Source organism: Bacillus nitroreducens, assembly GCF_964021195.1.
The window spans coordinates 745,063-765,201 of the sequence record NZ_CAXHYI020000001.1 but is presented as its reverse complement, the minus strand read 5'-3'; the positions used below and the strand labels follow the sequence as shown (position 1 = coordinate 765,201).

General features: G+C 37.4%; 18 protein-coding genes. 14 read left to right on the top strand and 4 right to left on the bottom strand.

The features are described 5' to 3' along the window. Position 1: 1 nt before the first annotated feature. From ACWPVE_RS03665 to ACWPVE_RS03640, 6 genes are all read left to right on the top strand, one after another. Positions 2–733 carry a GntR family transcriptional regulator gene (locus tag ACWPVE_RS03665; protein WP_453990764.1) on the top strand — a complete coding sequence of 244 codons (732 nt, stop codon included), beginning with the start codon at positions 2–4 and terminating at the stop codon, positions 731–733. A 105-nt stretch (positions 734–838) separates the two neighbouring features. Continuing rightward, a complete protein-coding gene (locus ACWPVE_RS03660; protein WP_453990762.1) occupies positions 839–1,717 on the top strand; it encodes an ROK family protein in 879 nt (292 codons plus the stop codon). Positions 1,718–1,855: 138 nt separating this feature from the next. After that, entirely contained in the window at positions 1,856–3,004 is a 1,149-nt protein-coding gene (locus ACWPVE_RS03655) for an SIS domain-containing protein (protein ID WP_453990759.1), read from the top strand. 24 nt (positions 3,005–3,028) lie between these two features. After that, a complete protein-coding gene (gene nagA, locus ACWPVE_RS03650; RefSeq protein ID WP_453990757.1) occupies positions 3,029–4,177 on the top strand; it encodes an N-acetylglucosamine-6-phosphate deacetylase in 1,149 nt (382 codons plus the stop codon). A 373-nt stretch (positions 4,178–4,550) separates the two neighbouring features. Then, positions 4,551–5,426, top strand: a complete 876-nt coding sequence (gene gatY, locus ACWPVE_RS03645) for a tagatose-bisphosphate aldolase subunit GatY (RefSeq protein ID WP_453990755.1) — start codon at positions 4,551–4,553, stop codon at positions 5,424–5,426. A gap of 94 nt (positions 5,427–5,520) precedes the next feature. Next, on the top strand, positions 5,521–6,471 hold the full coding sequence (locus ACWPVE_RS03640; RefSeq protein WP_453990753.1) for a hexose kinase: 951 nt from the start codon (positions 5,521–5,523) through the stop codon (positions 6,469–6,471). A gap of 207 nt (positions 6,472–6,678) precedes the next feature. Here ACWPVE_RS03640 and ACWPVE_RS03635 read toward each other — a convergent pair whose 3' ends face one another. Continuing rightward, the gene (locus tag ACWPVE_RS03635; RefSeq protein WP_453990751.1) at positions 6,679–6,930 is read right to left on the bottom strand and encodes an HPr family phosphocarrier protein; all 252 of its coding nucleotides are present in this window, start codon (positions 6,928–6,930) and stop codon (positions 6,679–6,681) included. A gap of 160 nt (positions 6,931–7,090) precedes the next feature. On the opposite strand from ACWPVE_RS03635, the gene glpK reads away from it, so the two are divergent. The 3 genes from glpK to ACWPVE_RS03620 all read left to right on the top strand — a co-directional run bounded on the left by glpK (position 7,091) and on the right by ACWPVE_RS03620 (position 12,794). Then, entirely contained in the window at positions 7,091–8,581 is a 1,491-nt protein-coding gene (gene glpK / locus ACWPVE_RS03630; protein ID WP_453990749.1) for a glycerol kinase GlpK, read from the top strand. A 378-nt stretch (positions 8,582–8,959) separates the two neighbouring features. Further along, complete coding sequence (locus tag ACWPVE_RS03625) at positions 8,960–10,624, top strand: glycerol-3-phosphate dehydrogenase/oxidase (RefSeq protein WP_453990747.1); 1,665 nt, start codon at positions 8,960–8,962, stop codon at positions 10,622–10,624. Between the two features lie 439 nt (positions 10,625–11,063). Next, positions 11,064–12,794 carry a phospho-sugar mutase gene (locus ACWPVE_RS03620; protein WP_453990745.1) on the top strand — a complete coding sequence of 577 codons (1,731 nt, stop codon included), beginning with the start codon at positions 11,064–11,066 and terminating at the stop codon, positions 12,792–12,794. Between the two features lie 174 nt (positions 12,795–12,968). Here the strand turns inward: ACWPVE_RS03620 and ACWPVE_RS03615 are convergent, their stop codons facing one another. Continuing rightward, on the bottom strand, positions 12,969–13,208 hold the full coding sequence (locus ACWPVE_RS03615; RefSeq protein WP_453990743.1) for a YhdB family protein: 240 nt from the start codon (positions 13,206–13,208) through the stop codon (positions 12,969–12,971). 199 nt (positions 13,209–13,407) lie between these two features. On the opposite strand from ACWPVE_RS03615, the gene ACWPVE_RS03610 reads away from it, so the two are divergent. The 5 genes from ACWPVE_RS03610 to ACWPVE_RS03590 all read left to right on the top strand — a co-directional run bounded on the left by ACWPVE_RS03610 (position 13,408) and on the right by ACWPVE_RS03590 (position 18,273). Continuing rightward, positions 13,408–13,764, top strand: a complete 357-nt coding sequence (locus tag ACWPVE_RS03610) for a DUF3889 domain-containing protein (RefSeq protein ID WP_453990741.1) — start codon at positions 13,408–13,410, stop codon at positions 13,762–13,764. A gap of 112 nt (positions 13,765–13,876) precedes the next feature. After that, a complete protein-coding gene (locus ACWPVE_RS03605) occupies positions 13,877–15,289 on the top strand; it encodes a SpoVR family protein (RefSeq protein WP_453990739.1) in 1,413 nt (470 codons plus the stop codon). A 133-nt stretch (positions 15,290–15,422) separates the two neighbouring features. Further along, positions 15,423–15,791, top strand: coding sequence for a putative zinc-binding protein (locus ACWPVE_RS03600; RefSeq protein ID WP_453990737.1), 369 nt, complete (start codon positions 15,423–15,425; stop codon positions 15,789–15,791). A gap of 200 nt (positions 15,792–15,991) precedes the next feature. After that, positions 15,992–16,411 (top strand): universal stress protein, encoded by a 420-nt coding sequence (locus ACWPVE_RS03595; RefSeq protein WP_453990735.1) that lies wholly within the window; start codon positions 15,992–15,994, stop codon positions 16,409–16,411. Between the two features lie 383 nt (positions 16,412–16,794). Beyond that, the gene (locus ACWPVE_RS03590; protein ID WP_453990733.1) at positions 16,795–18,273 is read left to right on the top strand and encodes a SulP family inorganic anion transporter; all 1,479 of its coding nucleotides are present in this window, start codon (positions 16,795–16,797) and stop codon (positions 18,271–18,273) included. A gap of 297 nt (positions 18,274–18,570) precedes the next feature. Here the strand turns inward: ACWPVE_RS03590 and ACWPVE_RS03585 are convergent, their stop codons facing one another. Both ACWPVE_RS03585 and ACWPVE_RS03580 read right to left on the bottom strand, forming a co-directional pair. Further along, positions 18,571–19,317, bottom strand: a complete 747-nt coding sequence (locus ACWPVE_RS03585) for a DUF4230 domain-containing protein (RefSeq protein WP_453990731.1) — start codon at positions 19,315–19,317, stop codon at positions 18,571–18,573. A gap of 334 nt (positions 19,318–19,651) precedes the next feature. After that, positions 19,652–20,119, bottom strand: coding sequence for a hypothetical protein (locus tag ACWPVE_RS03580; protein ID WP_453990729.1), 468 nt, complete (start codon positions 20,117–20,119; stop codon positions 19,652–19,654). Between the last annotated feature and the right edge of the window lie 20 nt (positions 20,120–20,139).

The following is a 20,139-nucleotide window of genomic DNA, read 5'->3' as shown; positions in this document are numbered from 1 at the left end:
TATGATGTCAAATGTCCAGTTGCCATTATATTATCAATTAATGGAAAAATTAGTAAAGAAAATAGAAGATAATACATGGCCAGAGCACCATAAGTTACCATCTGAAAGAGAGCTATGCGAACAGTATGAAATGAGCCGTACCACTGTTCGAAAGGCAATGGAATTATTAGAACAGAATGGGTATATAACGACGAAGCATGGCAAAGGAAGTTTTGTTGCACCTAAGGTTTATGACCAAAGTCTTGTCAATTTTTATAGTTTTACAAATGAAATGAAGAATTTAGGCAAAACCCCATCGTCACAGGTGCTTAATTTTCAAAAGGTGCCCTGTAAACCAGAAATTGCGCCAAAATTAAAGATTGAAGAAGGTGATGAAATATATGAAATCACACGTCTTCGTCTCGCAGATTTAAAACCAATGATGTACGAAACTTCCTATTTACCAGTAAGTAGATTTGAGAATCTAACAAAGGAACGATTAGAAGAATTACCAATGTATGAAATTTTTAGTAAAGATTACAGAGTGCAAATCACCAATGCACACGAACGATTCCACGCTGTATTGTTAGATAAAGAAATTAGAGACATATTTGGTATTCCAGAATCCGTTCCAAGCTTAAGGATTGAAAGGACAACGTTTGAAAATCAGCTTGTTGTTGAGTATACCGTATCCTACGCACGTGGAGATAAATTCTCATATTCTATTGAATTAAATCCAGGCAATAAATCTTAGGGCTGACATTTGGTACCTTGGAAAAAATTGCTCTAACTCTGAGGTACCTTTTTATGCTTCTTATTCCACAATATAAAAGGTTTATGGTGAGGTGAGAATGAATAAATGAAACATGCATTAGGAGTGGATATCGGTGGTACAAAGATTGCCGCGGCAATTATAGATGAAGATATGAACATTTATCACCGTTCAGAAATACCAAGTGACCCAACTGATAAAGAAAAGATGTTTCAGCAAGTTGTGAAAGTAATCAATAATGTATTGAAAGATTCACAGTTAGATGTACAACAACTTGAAGGCATCGGGATAGGGGTACCAGGAATACTAGATAGAGAATTAGGCATTGCTTTATTTCAAAATAATCTCCCCTGGAAGGATTTTCCTATAACGCAGAGAATAAAAGATACTTTTTCTGTAGATAAAGTTGTAATAGATAACGATGTTTATATGGCAACATATGCCGAATGGAGTCTACATGGAGCAAATCCAAATGAAACTTTTGTCTATCTTACGATTAGTACAGGTATTGCAGTTTCAATTATACATAATGGAGATTTTATTCGCGGAATGGGATTTGCTGGTGAATTAGGACTTTTACCAGTTAAATCTGGAAATGGTCTAGAAAGACTTGAGCAAGCGGCATCAGGTCCCTCTATCCAACGAATAACAAACGGCAGCATGACTGCCAAAGAAATATTTGAGAAGTACCAACAAAATGATAAATATGCGAAGTCAGTGATTTCACAGGTTGTTGATTCTCTCGCTCATGGTAGTTATTCAATTGCATGTCTATTGGATCCTCAAAAAATTGTATTTGGGGGAGGGGTAAGTAATAACAATCCTTTTCTCTTACCATTAGTCCAACAAAAAATGGAAGACTACTGTATTCCAGAACAAAAATCAGTTATAAACCGCATGTTCTTGAGTAAGTCAAAAGGAAATGCAGGTGTACTAGGAGCAGGACTTAAAGCGATATATTCATGAGCCGTGAAAAAATCATCAGTCTGATTGCGCCTATAATTCGAATAACATAACACCTAGTCCAACTTAAATGAACATGCTACGGATATCACAAAATACTAGAATCATAGAAAAATATAAAAAAAGTGAGGATATGTATTTATGTTGAAGTTAGAAGGAGCTACTTATACAAGTACTGAAATATTCCAACAACCAAATGTGTGGGAGAAATCACTCTCTCTTTTTGCACAAAAAAAGGATAAATATAACTCTTTTTTACAAGCAATTTACGCAAAACATGAAGTTGTTAAAGTTATTTTTACTGGCGCAGGAACATCTGCTTTTATAGGAGATATTCTCGCACCCATTTTTAAACAAGAAGCCAAAAATAAAGTCTTCTTTGAAGCTGTTCCTACAACTGAAATTGTATCAAATCCAAAAGAATATTTAGTTTCAGAAATTCCAACTATTCTTGTTTCGTTTGCACGTTCAGGGAATAGTCCAGAAAGTGTAGCAACTGTAAATCTCGGGCAGCAGTTAATTAAAGATTTTTATCAGGTAGTCATCACTTGTAACAAAGAGGGACAGCTAGCCCAAAATGTAAAGGATGATAAGGATAGTCTAGTTATCCTACTTCCTGAAGAAGCAAATGACAAATCATTAGCAATGACAAGTAGTTTTTCATGCATGTTGTTAATGGCATACGCCTTCTTTACAAACAATCCATCTTTTGAACAAGAAATGGACCTAATAATTGAGAATGGAAAGCAATTGATTCATACAGTAGAAGCATCGGTAGACAAAGTGTTGGAATCTGATTTTAACCGGATCATCTATCTTGGTTCAGGATTACTCGGACAATTAGCTCATGAAGCTTCTTTAAAGATGCTAGAGTTGACGGCTGGGAAAGTAGTTGCAACCTACGAATCTTCATTAGGTTTTCGTCATGGTCCAAAATCAATTCTTAATGATCAATCTATTGTTGCATTATTCCTATCAAGTGACCCTTACACAAGAAAATATGATCTTGATATTCTTAAAGAAGTTTCAGGAATTGAAGGAGTTAAAGTCATCGCATTAACGGATAAAGTAGATGAAACAGTAGAGCAATATGCTGATTGGAAGTTCTCTGTGAATACGTCTTCAGAACTACTGAAGAACGACTTTTATTTGGCCTTATTATATATTGTATTTGCCCAAACATTAGCAATGAAAAAGTCTATTAATCTAGGTATTTCGCCAGATAATCCGAGTCCAAATGGTGTCATTAGCCGAGTTGTTCAGGGCGTTACAATCTATGATTATGAATGATATCTAAATAAAGGATGAATGACAATGTCATATTATTTAAAGGCCGATAAGTATCTACTTGAAAATGAGGAAAAACACGGTGGCTATTTGTTGATTGATGATGGGAGATTTGGCTCGTTTGTGAGCCAAGTCCCATTGGACGCAAGAGTCATTGATTATAGTGGTTATACGATTGCTCCAGGGCTTTTTGATACACATATTCACGGCATAAAAGGCAATGACATTATGGACGGTGAGGTTAAAGCGGTTCAAGAAATATCTAAGACACTTGTTTCGCTTGGTGTGACACGATTTTTACCTACCACTTTAACCTCTTCTAAAAAGGACTTAGATCGTGCAATCATCGCCATTCGGGAAGCGGTAACAGAAGGTCTTCCAGGTGCACAATCTGAAGGAATCTTCCTAGAAGGTCCATATTTTACTGAGCTTCACAAAGGTGCTCAAAATGCTAGCTACTTTAGAGACCCTGATATTGAAGAATTCCAATATTGGCAACAATTAGCGCACGGTACCATTAAAAAAATTGCAATCGCACCTGAGAGAGAAGGCGCTTTGGATTTTATTCGAAAAGTAAGTATCGAGGGTGTATTAGTGAGTATTGCGCATACTGATGCAACGTATGAATGTTGTAAAGAGGCAGTGGATACAGGGGCTAGAAACTATGTCCATTTATTTAACGGAATGACTGGACTACATCATAGAAAGCCAGGTGTTGTTGGGGCAGCGTTGATGGACGACAGGGCTTATGCAGAACTAATATGTGATAGTTTTCATGTGCACCCTGAGGTTACTGCGCTAGCATTACGGATTAAAGGAGACAAATTACAGCTTATTACAGATTGTATGCAAGCTGGATTAATGCCAGATGGCAATTACCAACTTGGTGAATTTCCAGTTGTTATGAAAGATGGAATTGCCCAATTGAAGAGTGGTTCCCTTGCTGGTAGTACTTTAAAACTGGTTGATGGTGTAAAAAACTTACAAGAGTGGAGTTCAGAACCATTGTATAAAATCTGGAATCTTGGCTCACTTACACCAGCCAAAAGTTTAGGGCTGGATTTGTATCTTGGTAGCATATCTCCAGGTAAGATTGCTGATTATGTCGTTTTGGATGAACAACTTGTGATACAGGCAACAGCAGTTGCTGGAGAACTAAAGTTTATAAAGAAATAGATCAGTATCTTTTTCATGGCTGTTTTCGCACTGATTGTTGCTCATTAATCCTCTTAGTTAATGTAAATTGATGTAACGATGTGTTGATTTCTGCCTGGTGGTGAACAATTTTTTGCGGTCATGGCCTTAGCCTCCTCGTCTAGCAAACTCGGTTGTGACTCTTCGGCTCATGCAGGAGCACAGGTCTCGGCGAAACCATGCAGTGTGGAGCGTGAGGAGGCTCAACAGTCGCCCCGTGGAAAGAAGTGTGTAGCCAGAACAGTTTCTTAAGTGCAATTTTTAATATATTACTTAGTACTTTGTTTGTTTAGCCATACAACAATCTTTTTAAAAAAGCCTTTTTCATAAAAATTTGATATGAGGATGATGCAAATTGGTATCTGTTCAACAAACTAGTTATATTCAAAATACGAAGGAAATGTTATTAAAAGCTAGTCGTGAAGGATATGCTGTACCCGCGTTTAATATTCATAATCTTGAAACAATACAAACGGTTGTTGAAGCAGCAGTGGAAATGAAATCTCCTATCATTCTAGCAGCAACACCAGGGACAATGAAATACGCAGGACGTGCCTATATTCAAGCAATTGTAGAAGTAGCAGCAAGAGAAAATGATATTCCTATCGCGTTACATCTTGACCACCATGAAACCTATGAATCAATTGTAGAGTCCTTAGAATTAGGAACAAAATCGGTTATGATTGATGGCTCTCATTTATCATTTGAGGAGAACATTGCCCTCGCGAAAAAAGTAGCTGATAAGGCACATGAATATGGGGCTACAGTAGAAGCTGAGCTTGGAAAATTAGTGGGTCAAGAAGACGACCTTATTGTTGAAGCGGAAGACGCTGCTTATACAGATCCAGATACTGTAGAAGAATTTGTAGCACGTACAGGTATTGATTCGCTTGCAGTTGCCATTGGAACAGGCCATGGATTATATGAAACAACCCCAAATCTTGATTTTGATCGACTTGCCAAAATAAAAAGTTTAATTAATGTACCAATCGTATTACATGGAGCATCTGGTATCTCGAAAGAAGATGTTCAAAAATGTATCTCTCTTGGCTGTGCAAAGGTTAATATTTCAACAGAACTAAAAATCCCGTTCTCGGCAGGACTGCGTGACCATCTTATTGCTCATCCACAAGAAACAGATCCTAGAAAATATTTCGGTCCAGCTAAAGCAAAAATGAAAGAAGCTGTAATTGAAAAAATCTTGATTTGTAAGAGTAACGGAAAAGCATAACCTTGATTGAGGTGAGGTATCGAAAACCTACGTGTGTTTACACACCAGGAATAGATCCTCACCTTTTTCCATAACGAAAAATAGGGGTGTTAACATGATATTAACCATTACATTAAATCCGTCTGTCGATATCAACTATAAGCTCGAACACTTTAATTTAGATAATGTGAATAGAGTTAAAAGTGTTGGTAAAACGGCAGGCGGGAAAGGCTTAAATGTAGCTCATGTACTACGACAATTAGGAGAAAAGACAGCTGCGTCAGGATTTCTAGGTGGTAGTTTGGGAGGTTTTATTCGTAAAGAGATAAATAGAAAGGGAATTGAAGACTTTTTTGTAGAAATAGAAGGGGACACTAGAAATTGTATAGCTATTATTCATGAAGGGCAGCAAACCGAAATATTGGAAAGTGGACCGACAATCAATGAAAAAGAATCAATGGATTTCTTGAATAAATATTTAAAAGACATAGAGCAGGCAACGTATATCACCATTTCAGGAAGTACTCCAGAAGGAATCAATGACAAATATTATAGCCAATTAATAGAAATCGCTCATAAGAATCAGAAACCTGTTTTGCTAGATACGAAAGGTTCACTCCTAAAAACTACATTGTTATGTAATTATAAACCGTTTTTAATAAAACCAAATCAGGAAGAATTAGGAGATTTGGTCGGAAAAACGTTAGGGAGCGAAAAAGAAATTGTTCTAGCTTTACAAGAGAAAGATTTTCAAGGAGTAGAATGGGTTGTTGTAACTTTAGGTGGTAATGGCGCGATTGTTAAACATTTGGAAAAACTATATCGCGTGCGTATTCCAAAAGTAGATGTTGTAAACCCTGTTGGTTCTGGAGATTCAGTGATTGCTGGTTTTGCTGCTGGATTATCACGTGGGCTAGGGGAAGAGGAATTAATAAAATTTGGCCTTACTATGGGTACGTTAAATGCTATAGAGGAAGAAACAGGAAGTATTGACGTAAATAAGATTAATTGGTGTATGGATGCAATAAAAGTAGAACAAATCGTACAGGAATATATAAAATCTTAGGTGGATCTATTTTAATTGTAATTTCTAACGAGTGCTAGTGCCGACGTCGCCACAGGACGTGGCGATTAGTCGGCCAAATTCTTTTTTTTGTGAGAAACGCCTCCACATTCTGTTATGGAGAAATTAGTCCTGCTTATTCAAAAAGCACTCAGCTCCAGCGAAAAAACAACTGTGTTAGTAGCAACAAGTTTTTAAAAATGGGTCGAGTTAGTTTTGAATAAACCTCTTAATCCACTCAAATGCTTCGTCTTCGTCAGGTCCATTCACTCGAACAGTGATAACTTCTCCTTGACGAATCCCTGCACCCATCAGTCCTAATATGCTTTTTGCATTATAAGCTCTATTTTTTATACGAAATTCTACATCACTTGTGTATCTGCTTAGGTTCTGTACTAGTTCTCCAGCTGGCTTGGCGTGTAATCCATCCTTGATCGTAACGGTAACTTCTTGTTGAATCAATGCATTTCACTCCTTAAAAGGGGTAATTTTTTTTGCGACCATTATTACATTTATTCTGGAGAATTTCTTTTAGACCTAAAATAAAATTGGACTAGCTGGTAGTCAAAAGAATGTAAGCGTGTTAATTTTATGTTATGAAAAAGTTTGAGGGGGGAATTAGGTGGAGAAGTACATTTTATCATTAGATCAAGGTACTACTAGTTCACGAGCGATTTTGTTTAATCAAGAAGGGGAAATCGTTCATGTTGCACAAAAGGAGTTTACGCAAATTTTCCCAAAGCCAGGCTGGGTTGAACATAATGCGAATGAGATTTGGGGATCAATTTTGGCAGTCATAGCAACAGTATTATCTGAAACAAATACTAAGGCAGAGCAGATTGCTGGGATCGGAATTACAAATCAACGTGAAACAACCGTTGTCTGGGACAAGGAGACGGGACAGCCAGTCTATCATGCAATTGTTTGGCAATCTCGTCAGACTGCAGATATTTGTGAAGAGTTAAAAGCAAAAGGATTAAATGATAAATTCCGTAAAAAAACGGGCCTATTGATTGACGCTTATTTTTCAGGAACAAAAGTAAAATGGATTTTAGATCATGTGGAAGGTGCACGTGAAAAAGCCGAAAATGGGCAACTCTTATTTGGGACAATTGATACCTGGTTGATTTGGAAACTTTCTGGTGGGAAGGCACACGTGACAGATTATTCGAATGCCTCACGAACACTTATGTATAACATATACGAGTTAAAATGGGATGATGAGCTACTTGAAATTTTAACTGTACCAAAGTCAATGTTACCTGAAGTGAGGAAGTCATCTGAAGTATATGCAAACACAGCTCCTTATCATTTTTTTGGTCAAGAAGTTCCGATTGCAGGAGCAGCGGGTGACCAACAATCAGCACTTTTCGGTCAAGCTTGTTTTGAAGAGGGAATGGTCAAAAACACTTACGGAACAGGCTGCTTTATGTTGATGAATACAGGGGAAAAAGCAGTACCATCTAATCATGGTTTATTAACAACTATCGCATGGGGACTGAACGGTAAAGTCGAATATGCATTGGAAGGCAGTATCTTTGTAGCAGGCTCTGCGATACAGTGGCTTCGTGATGGCCTTCGGATGTTTAACGATGCAAAAGAAAGCGAAGGCTATGCAATAAAGGTTGAATCAACTGAAGGGGTATATGTGGTTCCAGCATTTGTCGGGCTTGGCGCACCTTATTGGGACAGCGATGTTCGCGGTGCCGTATTTGGTCTTACAAGGGGAACTTCCAAAGAGCACTTCGTACGCGCAACATTGGAATCATTGGCCTACCAAACAAGGGATGTTCTAACGGCGATGGAGGCAGATTCTGGTATAACCTTAAAGAAACTTCGTGTAGACGGTGGAGTTGTGAAAAATAATTTCCTTATGAATTTTCAAAGTGGGATTTTAGGAGTTCCAGTTGAACGTCCTGTCATCAATGAAACAACGGCTTTAGGAGCTGCTTATTTAGCAGGTCTAGCCGTTGGGTTTTGGTCGGGACAGTCTGAAATCTCTAGTAAATGGGCAATTGACCAAACATTTGAAGAGAAAATGAATGAAGAAAAGCGAGAAAACTTATACAATGGGTGGAAAAAGGCAGTCCAGGCTGCTATGGCATTTAAATAAGAATTATGTTATGATAAAAATAAGTTAATATTTGGTAGGAGACAAGGAGAGACCGCAGGAGCATTGTCACATTGTGACAATGACTTTTGTGGTCTCTTTTTTTCTACCTCAAAGAGGATGATCAAAAAGTTCGGTAAAAATGACACGTCCATCTAGGCACTTCGACTAACAGCCGACACGTCCTATGTCGAACGTCGAAGTCATCACATATTGTGAAAGCTTGTTGGCTTGCACGTTCCGCTACTCTAAGCTGTGCTGCCTTTAACATTGGACGCACAAGACTTGCTAGTGTCAACAGTACGACAGGAGGTCGCATCTTGTGGACATTGTCCTTTTTATCCTCCTTTTTGAACACGAATTTTTGAAGGAGTGGGGATTATGACACGCTTTTCAAGTTTAAATAGAAGTGAAATTTTGAAAGAAATGGAAAAAGAAGTTCATGATTTATTTATTATAGGTGGTGGAATTACTGGTGCTGGAATTGCACTGGATGCTTCATCTCGAGGGTTGAAAACAGCCCTTGTTGAAATGCAGGACTTTGCAGCTGGAACATCCAGTCGATCCACTAAACTAGTACACGGTGGACTTCGTTATTTGAAACAGTTTGAAGTTAGTCTTGTAGCTGAAGTGGGAAAAGAAAGAGCGATTGTATATGAAAATGGACCACATGTTACAACCCCTGAATGGATGCTGTTGCCCCTTCATAAAGGAGGTACATTTGGTAAATTTTCAACTTCCCTCGGCCTACTACTTTACGACTTTTTAGCAGGAGTGAAAAAGTCAGAAAGAAGAACGATGTTAAATGCAGTGCAAACTATAGAAAAGGAGCCCCTTATTAAAAAGGATGGACTAAAAGGTGGCGGATATTATGTAGAGTATCGAACAGATGATGCTCGACTAACAATTGAGGTATTGAAAAAAGCAATTGAAAAGGGTGCCAATGCAGTCAATTATGCGAAGGTTGAATCCTTTATTTATGAAAATGAGAAAGTAAAGGGAGTGAAGGTAGTTGACCAATTATCTGGGAGAGAATTTCAAATCTATGCCAAAAAAATAGTGAATGCTACAGGGCCTTGGGTTGACATCATGCGTGAAGCAGACCGCTCAAAAAAAGGGAAAGTATTACGCCTCACAAAAGGTGTCCATATTGTCATTGATCAATCCAAGTTTCCGTTAAAACAAGCTGTATACTATGATACACCAGACGGGCGGATGGTGTTTGCGATCCCACGTGACGGAAAAACATACGTTGGTACCACTGATACCTTCTATGACAAAGATACAGCTCGTCCTACAATAACTGCTGAGGACCGTGCATACTTAATTGACACAATTAATTATATGTTCCCGACTGTAAAAGTAAGGGATACCGATATTGAGTCGAGCTGGGCTGGTTTACGACCATTGATATATGAAGAAGGAAAAGATCCATCTGAAATTTCGCGCAAGGATGAAATTTGGGTTTCAGATTCTGGATTAATCACCATTGCGGGTGGTAAACTGACTGGTTACCGCAAAATGGCTGAAATCGTCGTAGACAAGGTGGGAAAGTTGTTAGAAAATGAAGGTTCTCCTGCACTTAAACCATGTCAAACAAAGGAAATTCCCATTTCTGGTGGGGATGTTGATGGTTCGAAAAACTATCCCTCATTCGTAACAAAAAAAGTGAAAGAGCTCACGAAGGAATTCCAACTTACAAGTGAGGATGCCCAAAGGCTCGTTCGATTATATGGATCAAATATTGACATCATTAAAGAAATTATGACGGACATATCGGATCAAGAAGCTGAACTTCCTCTACCAGTCCTTGCATCATTGGAATATAGTATCCAATATGAAATGGTTACAAAACCAATTGATTTTCTCATTCGCCGAACGGGTGCAATGTTCTTTAACATTGCATGGGTTAATCAATGGAAGACTGAAATTATTGCCTACATGGCTAGGAAATTTAATTGGTCCGAAAATGAAAAACAAAACTATAAATCAGAAGTAGAGTCTTACATTAAAGAGGCAACAGAGGCTAGAAGTGAAGAGATGTAATATTATTTGGAAACAGACAGAGAAATCTGTCTGTTCAAACTGTTGACAAACGCTCGCATACTTCGTTGCTAGCCTCACTCGTCCGCTCATGAAGGCAACTTCTATTCGCGTCTTCGATCGGCTTCGCGCCTCGTCTGACAAGCGTTTTCAAGACAGTCTGGGAAAGTGAATCTTACGAGTGTTTCCTATAAAAATGAGTGTAGACAAAGTCAAGTTTGACTTTGTCTACACTTTGAACAGACAGAGAAATCTGTCTGTTTTTTTTGTATGGGAATCGTGAACTTACAACTGGAAATAGTAGGAGAATATTTTATTAATATTATATTAAGATGATGACAATCTTTCATAAAACATTGGAAAATAACAGGATTTTATATAGAATATGTAGAAGATAGTACATAACACATTATTTACAACTGAAAATGGAGGATCATAGAACATGAGCTGGAAGGAAAAATATAGCCAATGGCTTAATACACCTGAGTTAGATGCAGAAATAAGAAATGCGTTACTAGAAAGAAAAGACAATCCTAAAGAATTAGAAGATTGCTTTTATAAAAATCTTGAGTTTGGAACTGGTGGAATGCGTGGAGAAATCGGGCCAGGTACAAACCGTATGAATATTTATACAGTAAGGAAGGCATCAGCGGGGCTTGCTGCGTATATTGAATCTTTTGGTGAAGAAGCGAAACGTCGTGGAGTTGCAATCGCATACGATTCTCGCCATAAATCACCTGAATTTGCAATGGAGGCTGCGAAGACACTTGCTACATTCGGTATTCAGACCTATGTATTCGATGAATTAAGACCAACCCCAGAACTTTCCTACGCTGTTCGTCATTTAAATGCTTTTTCTGGAATCGTTGTGACAGCTAGCCATAATCCACCTGAGTATAATGGATACAAGGTGTATGGTTCTGACGGTGGGCAATTACCACCTGAAGCTGCCGATACTGTAATTGAAAAAGTATATGCAATTGAAAATGAGCTGGAATTGAAAGTGGGGAGCGAAGAGGAATTAAAGGCTTCTGGGCTTATTAAAATGATTGGATCCGAAATTGATAATGCTTATACTGAAAAGTTGAAAACAATTTCAATTAATCCTGAGCTTTCTAAAGAGGGCATTAAAGTAGTCTTTACTCCGCTTCATGGAACAGCTAACAAGCCAGTTCGAAATGGTTTAAAAGCATTTGGCTATGAAAATGTTACGGTAGTAAAAGAACAAGAACTTCCAGATCCGAATTTTTCAACTGTAAAATCACCAAACCCTGAAGAACATGCTGCATTTGAATTGGCGATTATTGAGGGTAAGAAAATTGATGCGGATATATTAATTGCAACAGACCCAGATGCAGACCGTTTAGGCGTGGCTGTGAAGGATGACAAAGGTGAATATGTTGTTTTAACTGGAAACCAAACAGGAGCTATTTTACTTCACTACATTTTATCTGAAAAGAAAAAGCAAGGCATCCTTCCAGAAAACGGAATTGTTCTTAAGACAATTGTAACATCTGAATTAGGACGTGAAATAGCATCTTCATTTGGTCTTAAAACAGTTGATACGCTTACAGGATTCAAATTTATTGGTGAAAAAATTAAGGAATATGAGGAAACTGGTGAATTCAAATTCCAATTTGGCTATGAAGAAAGTTACGGGTACCTAATCGGTGATTTTGCTCGTGACAAGGATGCCGTTCAAGCTGCTTTATTAGCAGTAGAGGTTTGTGCTTATTATAAGAACAAAGGCATAACCATGTATGAAGGTTTAATGGAGATTTTCGAGAAATATGGTTATTACCGTGAAGGTCTAGAATCCTTGACTCTAAAAGGAAAAGAAGGGGCAGAGCAAATTAACAACCTTCTTGCAAGCTTCCGTAGTGAGCCACCAACAGTAGTTGCTGGTCGCAAAGTAACTCGTATAGAAGATTATAAGGAAAGTATTCGTACGAACGTAGAAGAGGGTCAAAAAGAGGAAATTACACTTCCTAAATCAAATGTCTTAAAATACTTCTTAGAAGATGGAACTTGGTTCTGCTTACGACCGTCAGGAACAGAGCCGAAAGTAAAATTTTATTTCGGAACGAAAGGAAATTCACTTGAAGACAGTCAAAATACATTAAATAGCATTTCTTCAGATGTAATGGAACAAGTTCATAATACCCTTAAATAAAAAGACAGGACCCAGACAGGACCCAAGGGGCCTGTCTTTTTATATCACAGTTCAATACGAATTTCTGATTTTTGCTGAGTTAATATATTCAAATACCTACTTCTAAACCCGTATTAGTGAAATCATTTAATAAGAAAAATACAAATTAAAAAAAGTGGGGAATCATATCCCCACTTACATATGTGCGGCTAATTCTTCCATGCTTTCTGAAGAAGCATGGTCTATATAACGAAGTAAAGAATATAAATGTCGTTCAATTACCGAATAGTCTTTTTCAAAATTATAGGCATGAAGGAAATGCTCAATTTTCTTGGAAAGAAAATCATCCTTCGTTCGAACCATTAAAATAAGTAGGTTATCCCATTGTGAACGATGGGTGTAGTATAGTGCCTTGTCATAGTCTACACTATTCACTGCTATCCCTCCTTCTAAGGAGTTGACTTTAGTTTGTGGAGAAAATCACTTTTTTCTCGCTGTAAATAATGGACAAGAATCCAATTGCATTTTAAATATCAAAATAGAGTACATTGTCTCCTTAGGAAAATAAATAAATGATTAATTATCCTTAAAAAGGCGCAAAATACAATTGATTTTTACATAGGAGGTAATGACTTTGGTAAGACGTGTATTGATTCCAGTATTTTGTAGTATGTTTCTGTTAATAGGGGGAGGACTAGTAAGTGCCCAACCAAGTACCCCACAAAAACCGCCTCAACAGGAGCAAGAGCTTCCAACCGATTATGAAAAATGGAGCAAAATTGCAGTGGATGTGGCGAAATTAAATTATCCAGACAGTAAGATTAGTGATTATCAGTATAAAGGACGAGAAGAAATCACAGATTCGCAAGCGAAGGATACATTCGAATTAAAGGTTCAAACAAAAGAACGTACATTTACAGCTAGAGTCATGATTTTGTTTAACCCACAAACGGAATCCCTTTTATCGCTAAGTATTGAAGAGGTAAAATAATAAGCCTAAATTTTGTTTTTTTATGTTAAATCCCTAATACAATGAAATCTCCCTCATCATTTGGTCCGATTCCTCATAAATTGTGATAAGGACGAAAAGGGGGAGATCAACTGTGAGAGATTCTGACCGCCAGGCGCTTGAGTACGCGATTGATGAAATCACGGAAATTGCAGAAGGCTTTGGGCTTGATTTTTATCCAATGAGATACGAAATTTGTCCTGCTGATATTATTTATACATTCGGTGCTTATGGTATGCCTACTCGTTTTTCCCATTGGAGTTTTGGTAAGCAGTTTTATCGAATGAAGCTGCAGTATGATTTAGGTTTAAGTAAAATTTATGAACTTGTTATTAATTCGGATCCTTGTTATGCGTTTTTGCTTGATTCCAATTCCCTCATTCAAAACAAATTAATTGTTGCTCACGTACTAGCACACTGCGATTTTTTCAAAAATAATGTTCGTTTTAGTAATACTAAACGAGATATGGTCGAAAGCATGGCTGCAACAGCTGAGCGGGTAAAGAACTATGAGCATTTATATGGAAAACTTGAAGTTGAGACGTTTTTAGATGCTGTTCTTGCTATTCAAGAGCATATTGACCCGTCACTTATGAGAGCAAAGCTTGCCTGGGATATTGAGGATGAACAAGAAGAAGAAATTAAGCGTAAGCCTACACCTTATGATGATTTATGGAACATGGATAAAAATACAAAAGAAGAGAAACCAGCTCCTCGTAAGAAAAAGAAATTCCCACCTCAGCCAGAAAAAGATTTACTTTTATTTATTGAACAATACAGTCGGGAACTGGATGACTGGCAAAGAGATATCTTAACAATGATGCGTGAGGAAATGCTTTATTTCTGGCCGCAGCTTGAAACAAAAATTATGAATGAAGGCTGGGCTTCATATTGGCATCAACGGATTATCCGCGAGATGGACCTGACTTCTGATGAGGCGATTGAATTTGCGAAGCTAAATGCTGGAGTAGTCCAACCATCAAAAACAAGCATTAATCCATATTATTTAGGTTTGAAAATCTTCGAAGACATTGAGGACCGTTATAATAATCCAACGAAAGAAATGATGGAACTTGGCGTACAGCCTGGATCAGGTCGTGAGAAAATCTTTGAGGTTCGTGAAATCGAATCTGATATTTCCTTCATCCGAAATTATTTGACGAAAGATCTTGTACTCAGAGAGGATATGTATTTATTCCAAAAGCAGGGCCGCGATTATAAAATCATTGATAAAGAATGGACACAGGTCCGCGATCAGCTTGTAAATATGCGTGTTAATGGTGGTTTCCCATACATCACTGTCAATGACGGTGATTACCTAAAAAGCGGGGAACTTTACCTAAAACATTGGTATGAAGGTATTGAACTAGATCTGAAATATCTCGAAAAGGTACTCCCGTACATTTATCAACTTTGGGGTAGGCCAGTGCATATGGAAACTGTCTTAGAAAATAAAACAGTTGTATTCACATATGATGGGAAAACCGTGCATAGGAAATATGTCTAATGAGTAAGAAGCTGCCGATTGGTGGCTTCTTTTATTATTTTAAATAAATTCTGAAAAAGTGACCTTTTTCACTGAATTTATAATAAAAATAAACTAAAATAAACTCAATCAAAACACGGGGAGGGATATGAGGTTGGAAAAGAGAAATTTACCTATTGTATATTCATGTTCAGGTTGTTCTTCTGCAGCACAAACCGCAAACTCGATTGCGATAAAAATGGACAGGGAATACGTTGCCGAAATGTCCTGCATTGCTGGTGTCGGTGGGGATGTAAAACCACTTGTTAAAACGGCAAAATCTGGTCGAGACATCATTGCAATTGATGGGTGTCCTTTGTCATGTTGCAAACATATTCTGGCAAGGCATAGTATTGAAGCAAAGCATTATTTTATCCTGACAAACTTTGATGTTCCAAAAAAGCAACATGTAGATCCAGATCCTCAACTTACCGAGAATGCCTACAATCAAATTTTAAGGCGTGTGCATGAATTATCCAGATGAAAAAATGAGAATGAAAAGGCTCAATTTGTAGCGGAGCCTTCCCTCATTGTAGAGCACGATTGTATTCTGTTTTTCCTAATTGACTTCCACATCTCGTGATAGAATTTATATATATTCAAACCATTAAACACAAGCCCTTAAAACTGAATAATACCACCATTAGATTTAACCCAGGTTAAATGAACTCAGGGAGGGTAAATATGTATAAGAAAATCCTATTAGCCGCAGATGGTTCGGAGCATTCGAAACGGGCAGCTGAACATGCACTTATGCTGGTGAATGGAAACTTACATACAAAAATAGAAATCGTCTATGTGGTGGACTATGATAAAGTGAAATCCGAAGTTTTAGAAAACTGGAACGCAGCTGATATAGGGGACAAACGAAGATTTCGACTAAGAGGTATCGAACGAATTATGAGGAAATCAGGTGTTTCTTACGAAGTCGTTTTTCTTTACGGGGAACCAGGAACTTCGATTGTGAATTACGCAAATAAAAATAAGTTTGACCTTGTCATCATTGGTAGTAGAGGTCTAAATATACTACAAGAGTTTGTTCTAGGAAGTGTCAGTCATAAAGTGGCGAAACGTGCCAATTGCCCAGTTTTAATCGTAAAATAAATCAAGCAGTTAGACTTTTTATAAAAAAGTTCTAGCTGCTTTTTGTGTGAACACAGTATCAAAAACTTACCATAAAAACACTTGATCTTTTACTAAGAGGGAGAGAAAAGAAGTGAAAAACGGAGAAAAAATGAGCTAATTATATTTGTGTGCGATTACATGATGGATTCACAAAACAGAAACAATCCGATATACTATGATTTGTTAATGACGGACCCGACTTTCATGAGAGTTGAAAGTCAAGAGAAAGCAAAGTCACCTTGTTTGGAAAGAGATAACTGGCCGAAATTTTCTCGAGTTTCAAGCTACAAAAGCATTACAAGGAGTCAGTGATATGAAAGTTGAATTCCAAGAAACAATAAAATGAAGAAAGAGGTGCTAAATTGAATTTATCAACATATAAAACTGAATGGTTTGGCAATATTCGAGGAGATATCTTGTCAGGTATAGTGGTGGCTCTTGCACTAATTCCAGAAGCGATCGCCTTTTCATTGATAGCAGGAGTTGATCCAAAGATAGGGTTATACGCCTCATTTTGTATTGCTGTAACAATCGCGTTTGTTGGTGGAAGACCTGGGATGATTTCAGCAGCTACGGGTGCAACGGCATTGTTAATGGTAACACTAGTTGCTGAACATGGCCTTCAATATTTGCTCGCTGCTACAATTTTAACTGGAATTATTCAGATCATAATGGGTGTATTAAAGCTAGGTAGACTCATGAAATTTGTCCCACGATCCGTTATGACTGGATTTGTGAATTCTCTCGCGATTCTTATTTTTGTTGCCCAATTACCTCATTTTGTAGGTGAGTCATGGCAAATGTATATAATGGTTGCTGGTGCTTTAGCGATTATCTATATCTTCCCGAAATTTACGAAGGCTGTTCCATCACCACTCGTTGCAATTATAGCTATGACGATTATCGCAGTAATGACGAATAGTGGGGTACGTACAATTGGGGATATGGGTGAACTTCCGTCAACTTTACCCATCTTTTTACTCCCTGATATTCCATTGAATTTTGAAACATTAAAAATTATCTTTCCTTACGCTTTATCAATTGCAATTGTTGGATTGGTAGAGTCATTATTAACTGCATCTATCGTAGATGATATGACAGACACTGAAAGTGATAAAAATAAAGAAGCGCGTGGGCAAGGTATTGCGAATATTGTCTCTGGTTTCTTTGGATCGATGGCTGGTTGTGCGATGATTGGTCAATCAGTTATTAACGTAAAATCAGGTGGACGTGGAAGACTTTCTGCATTTGTAGCTGGTGTTTTCTTAATGGTGTTAATACTTTTATTACAAGACTTCTTAGTTCTAATTCCAATGGCAGCTCTTGTTGGGGTAATGTTTATGGTTTGTATTGGAACTTTCGACTGGTCTTCTCTACGTACCATTCATAGAGTTCCGATTACGGATACCATCGTTATGATTGTTACAGTTATAACCGTTTTACAAACAAATGATCTTTCAAAAGGGGTTTTGGTTGGAGTTATACTTAGTGCTATTTTCTTTGCTGCTAAAATTTCAAAAGTTAAGGTCACAAGTATTTCATCAAAGAATTCTCAGAAGAAAGTGTATCATGTATCAGGCCAAGTGTTCTTTGCCTCAGTTACTGACTTTGTAAACAGTTTTGATTTCAAAGAAGATGTGAAAGAGATTGATATAGATTTATCGAATGCTCATCTGTGGGACGATTCTGCGGTTGGCGCAATTGATAAAATTGTCTTAAAGTATCATCAAAATGGTACAAATGTAAACATTAAGGGGTTAAATTCTGAAAGTAATAAATTAGTTGAAAAGCTTGCTGTATACAAGACACCTGATGCTCTTGAAAAAGCAGTAAATGAATAGAGAGGAAAACAGCTGTTTTTTACCTTGTTTAGAGTGTAGACAAAGTCAAACTCGACTTTGTCTACACTCATTTTTATAGGGAACATTAGTAAGTTTCATTTTCCCAGACTGTCTTGGAAACCCTTGTCAGACAAGGTGCGCTCACCGATCGAAGACGCGAATAGAAGTTGCCTTCATGGGCGTACGAGTGAGGCTAGCAACGAAGTATACGAGTGTTTGTCAACAGTCTGAACACGCTGTTTTGGTACAGCGTGTTTTTAAATTGCATAAAAGTGTGTCAGACAGAAAAGTTTTATATTATTTAAATGATATTTTGACTGAGTAGCCAAGGTTAGTAAAAAATTCCTTTAATGCGATCTCTGCATTCTTTTCTGCTGTTTGTAAAACGCCCACTTCTACAGCTTCTTTTTTGATTAGCTCTTGTGCTTCTTTAGCAAGATTGAAACCTTCTGCCCAGTCAACCTCGCTACGGAAAAGACCTTCATCTGAGAACGTACTAACTTTATCCATTTGAATAGCTGGATCCTGAATAATTGTAGCAGAAGGTAGAACAATTTCTAATTCTTTTTTCTGTTCATTAAATCTAATATCTTTTGGAGAGATCTCTTTTAAGTCGACGCCAGCAATAACAGTGGCAGGCACAACTAATAGTATTTGCCGTTTTGTTCCAGGGAGATTTACTTGAATCTCTTTCCCGAAGAGTTTATTGTCCTCTTGCTCAATAATGACCTTTACATGCGCCTTAGATGTTGCTAAGGTGGCTAGCTCCTGAATTTGTTCTACAAATGTTGTACTTTCTTGTTTAAAAGTACTTCCTGAAAAAATCCGATAACTTCCAAATGTGATGGTAAGTATAATCGCTATAATAAGAATAATTCTTATACCCCAAAACTTAAAAATGAACTTAAATAGTTCACTGGAAAGGTTAAGTCGTTTACCTCTACGACCGATTGTAGCAGTAGTTGCCGTTTCTTCGCTTCCAGATTTTAGCTCTTTTAGTATGCTCTCCAATTGTTGCGCTAATAATTGATCCTTTTTTCTCATTTCATTCTCCTGAACTTTGTCTGCTTTTTTCATTAGACTAGTATTGCTATGAATCTAGTACTTTTGAATTATAACAAATAACAAGGTTAAAAGACGAATTGTATAGATTTAATTTGTTTTTGTATCAACTGTTCAGGAATAGGGAGTAGATTTTTCTACTAAACTTCAATAGATGAACCACCTATGAAGGGGAGATTATCAACATGGGAATCTATATAGGTCATAAAGGAGTGCAGTATGAAGTAGAGGGCAATTAAATAGTAAGATTTCTAATAAATGATTAAGGTTGCTGTTTACAGTCATGATCAGCAACCTTTTCTTGTTATTATGTAATTTACACGAGTGCGTCCACTTTACCAAAGGTTAGGATGAGCTTCCTAATGAAAAATCCAACGAGCAGGCCTGGAATCACACATAACATTGGAAAAAAGACAGGTCCAAAAGTGATCCCCCAAAAACTAGCTTTTGGTGAAACCATTAAACCGACCGTAACAGAATAAGCACAAAAAGCAAATGGTAAAAAGGAATAAGGTGCTTTCCCACCACCAGCTTCTTTAAATGCGTCCCACATTGCAAAAAAGTAAAGACAGGGGTAAAACATGAGCCATCCATAATTGACCGCAGACAGTGCTTGTTGTGTCTCACCTAAAAAGCTAAGCATGATGGCATGATTAAAATTTGCACAGGAATTAACTAAGAATTCTAAGATGATAAAGGTCAGGCCCTTCACATATTGTTTATTTAATAATTGTCCGAACCCTGGTAATGCGATACTCCAAAAAATACGTTCTACAGCCTTCACATTCGTTTTATCCACCACAC

Coding starts and splice junctions, on each gene's coding strand:
- ACWPVE_RS03660 (WP_453990762.1), top strand. CDS start 839: ATGAAACATGCATTAGGAGTGGATATCGGTGGTACAAAGATTGCCGCG.
- ACWPVE_RS03655 (WP_453990759.1), top strand. CDS start 1,856: ATGTTGAAGTTAGAAGGAGCTACTTATACAAGTACTGAAATATTCCAA.
- ACWPVE_RS03620 (WP_453990745.1), top strand. CDS start 11,064: ATGAGCTGGAAGGAAAAATATAGCCAATGGCTTAATACACCTGAGTTA.
- ACWPVE_RS03595 (WP_453990735.1), top strand. CDS start 15,992: ATGTATAAGAAAATCCTATTAGCCGCAGATGGTTCGGAGCATTCGAAA.
- ACWPVE_RS03585 (WP_453990731.1), bottom strand. CDS start 19,317: ATGAGAAAAAAGGATCAATTATTAGCGCAACAATTGGAGAGCATACTA.
- ACWPVE_RS03625 (WP_453990747.1), top strand. CDS start 8,960: ATGACACGCTTTTCAAGTTTAAATAGAAGTGAAATTTTGAAAGAAATG.
- nagA (WP_453990757.1), top strand. CDS start 3,029: ATGTCATATTATTTAAAGGCCGATAAGTATCTACTTGAAAATGAGGAA.
- ACWPVE_RS03665 (WP_453990764.1), top strand. CDS start 2: ATGATGTCAAATGTCCAGTTGCCATTATATTATCAATTAATGGAAAAA.
- ACWPVE_RS03640 (WP_453990753.1), top strand. CDS start 5,521: ATGATATTAACCATTACATTAAATCCGTCTGTCGATATCAACTATAAG.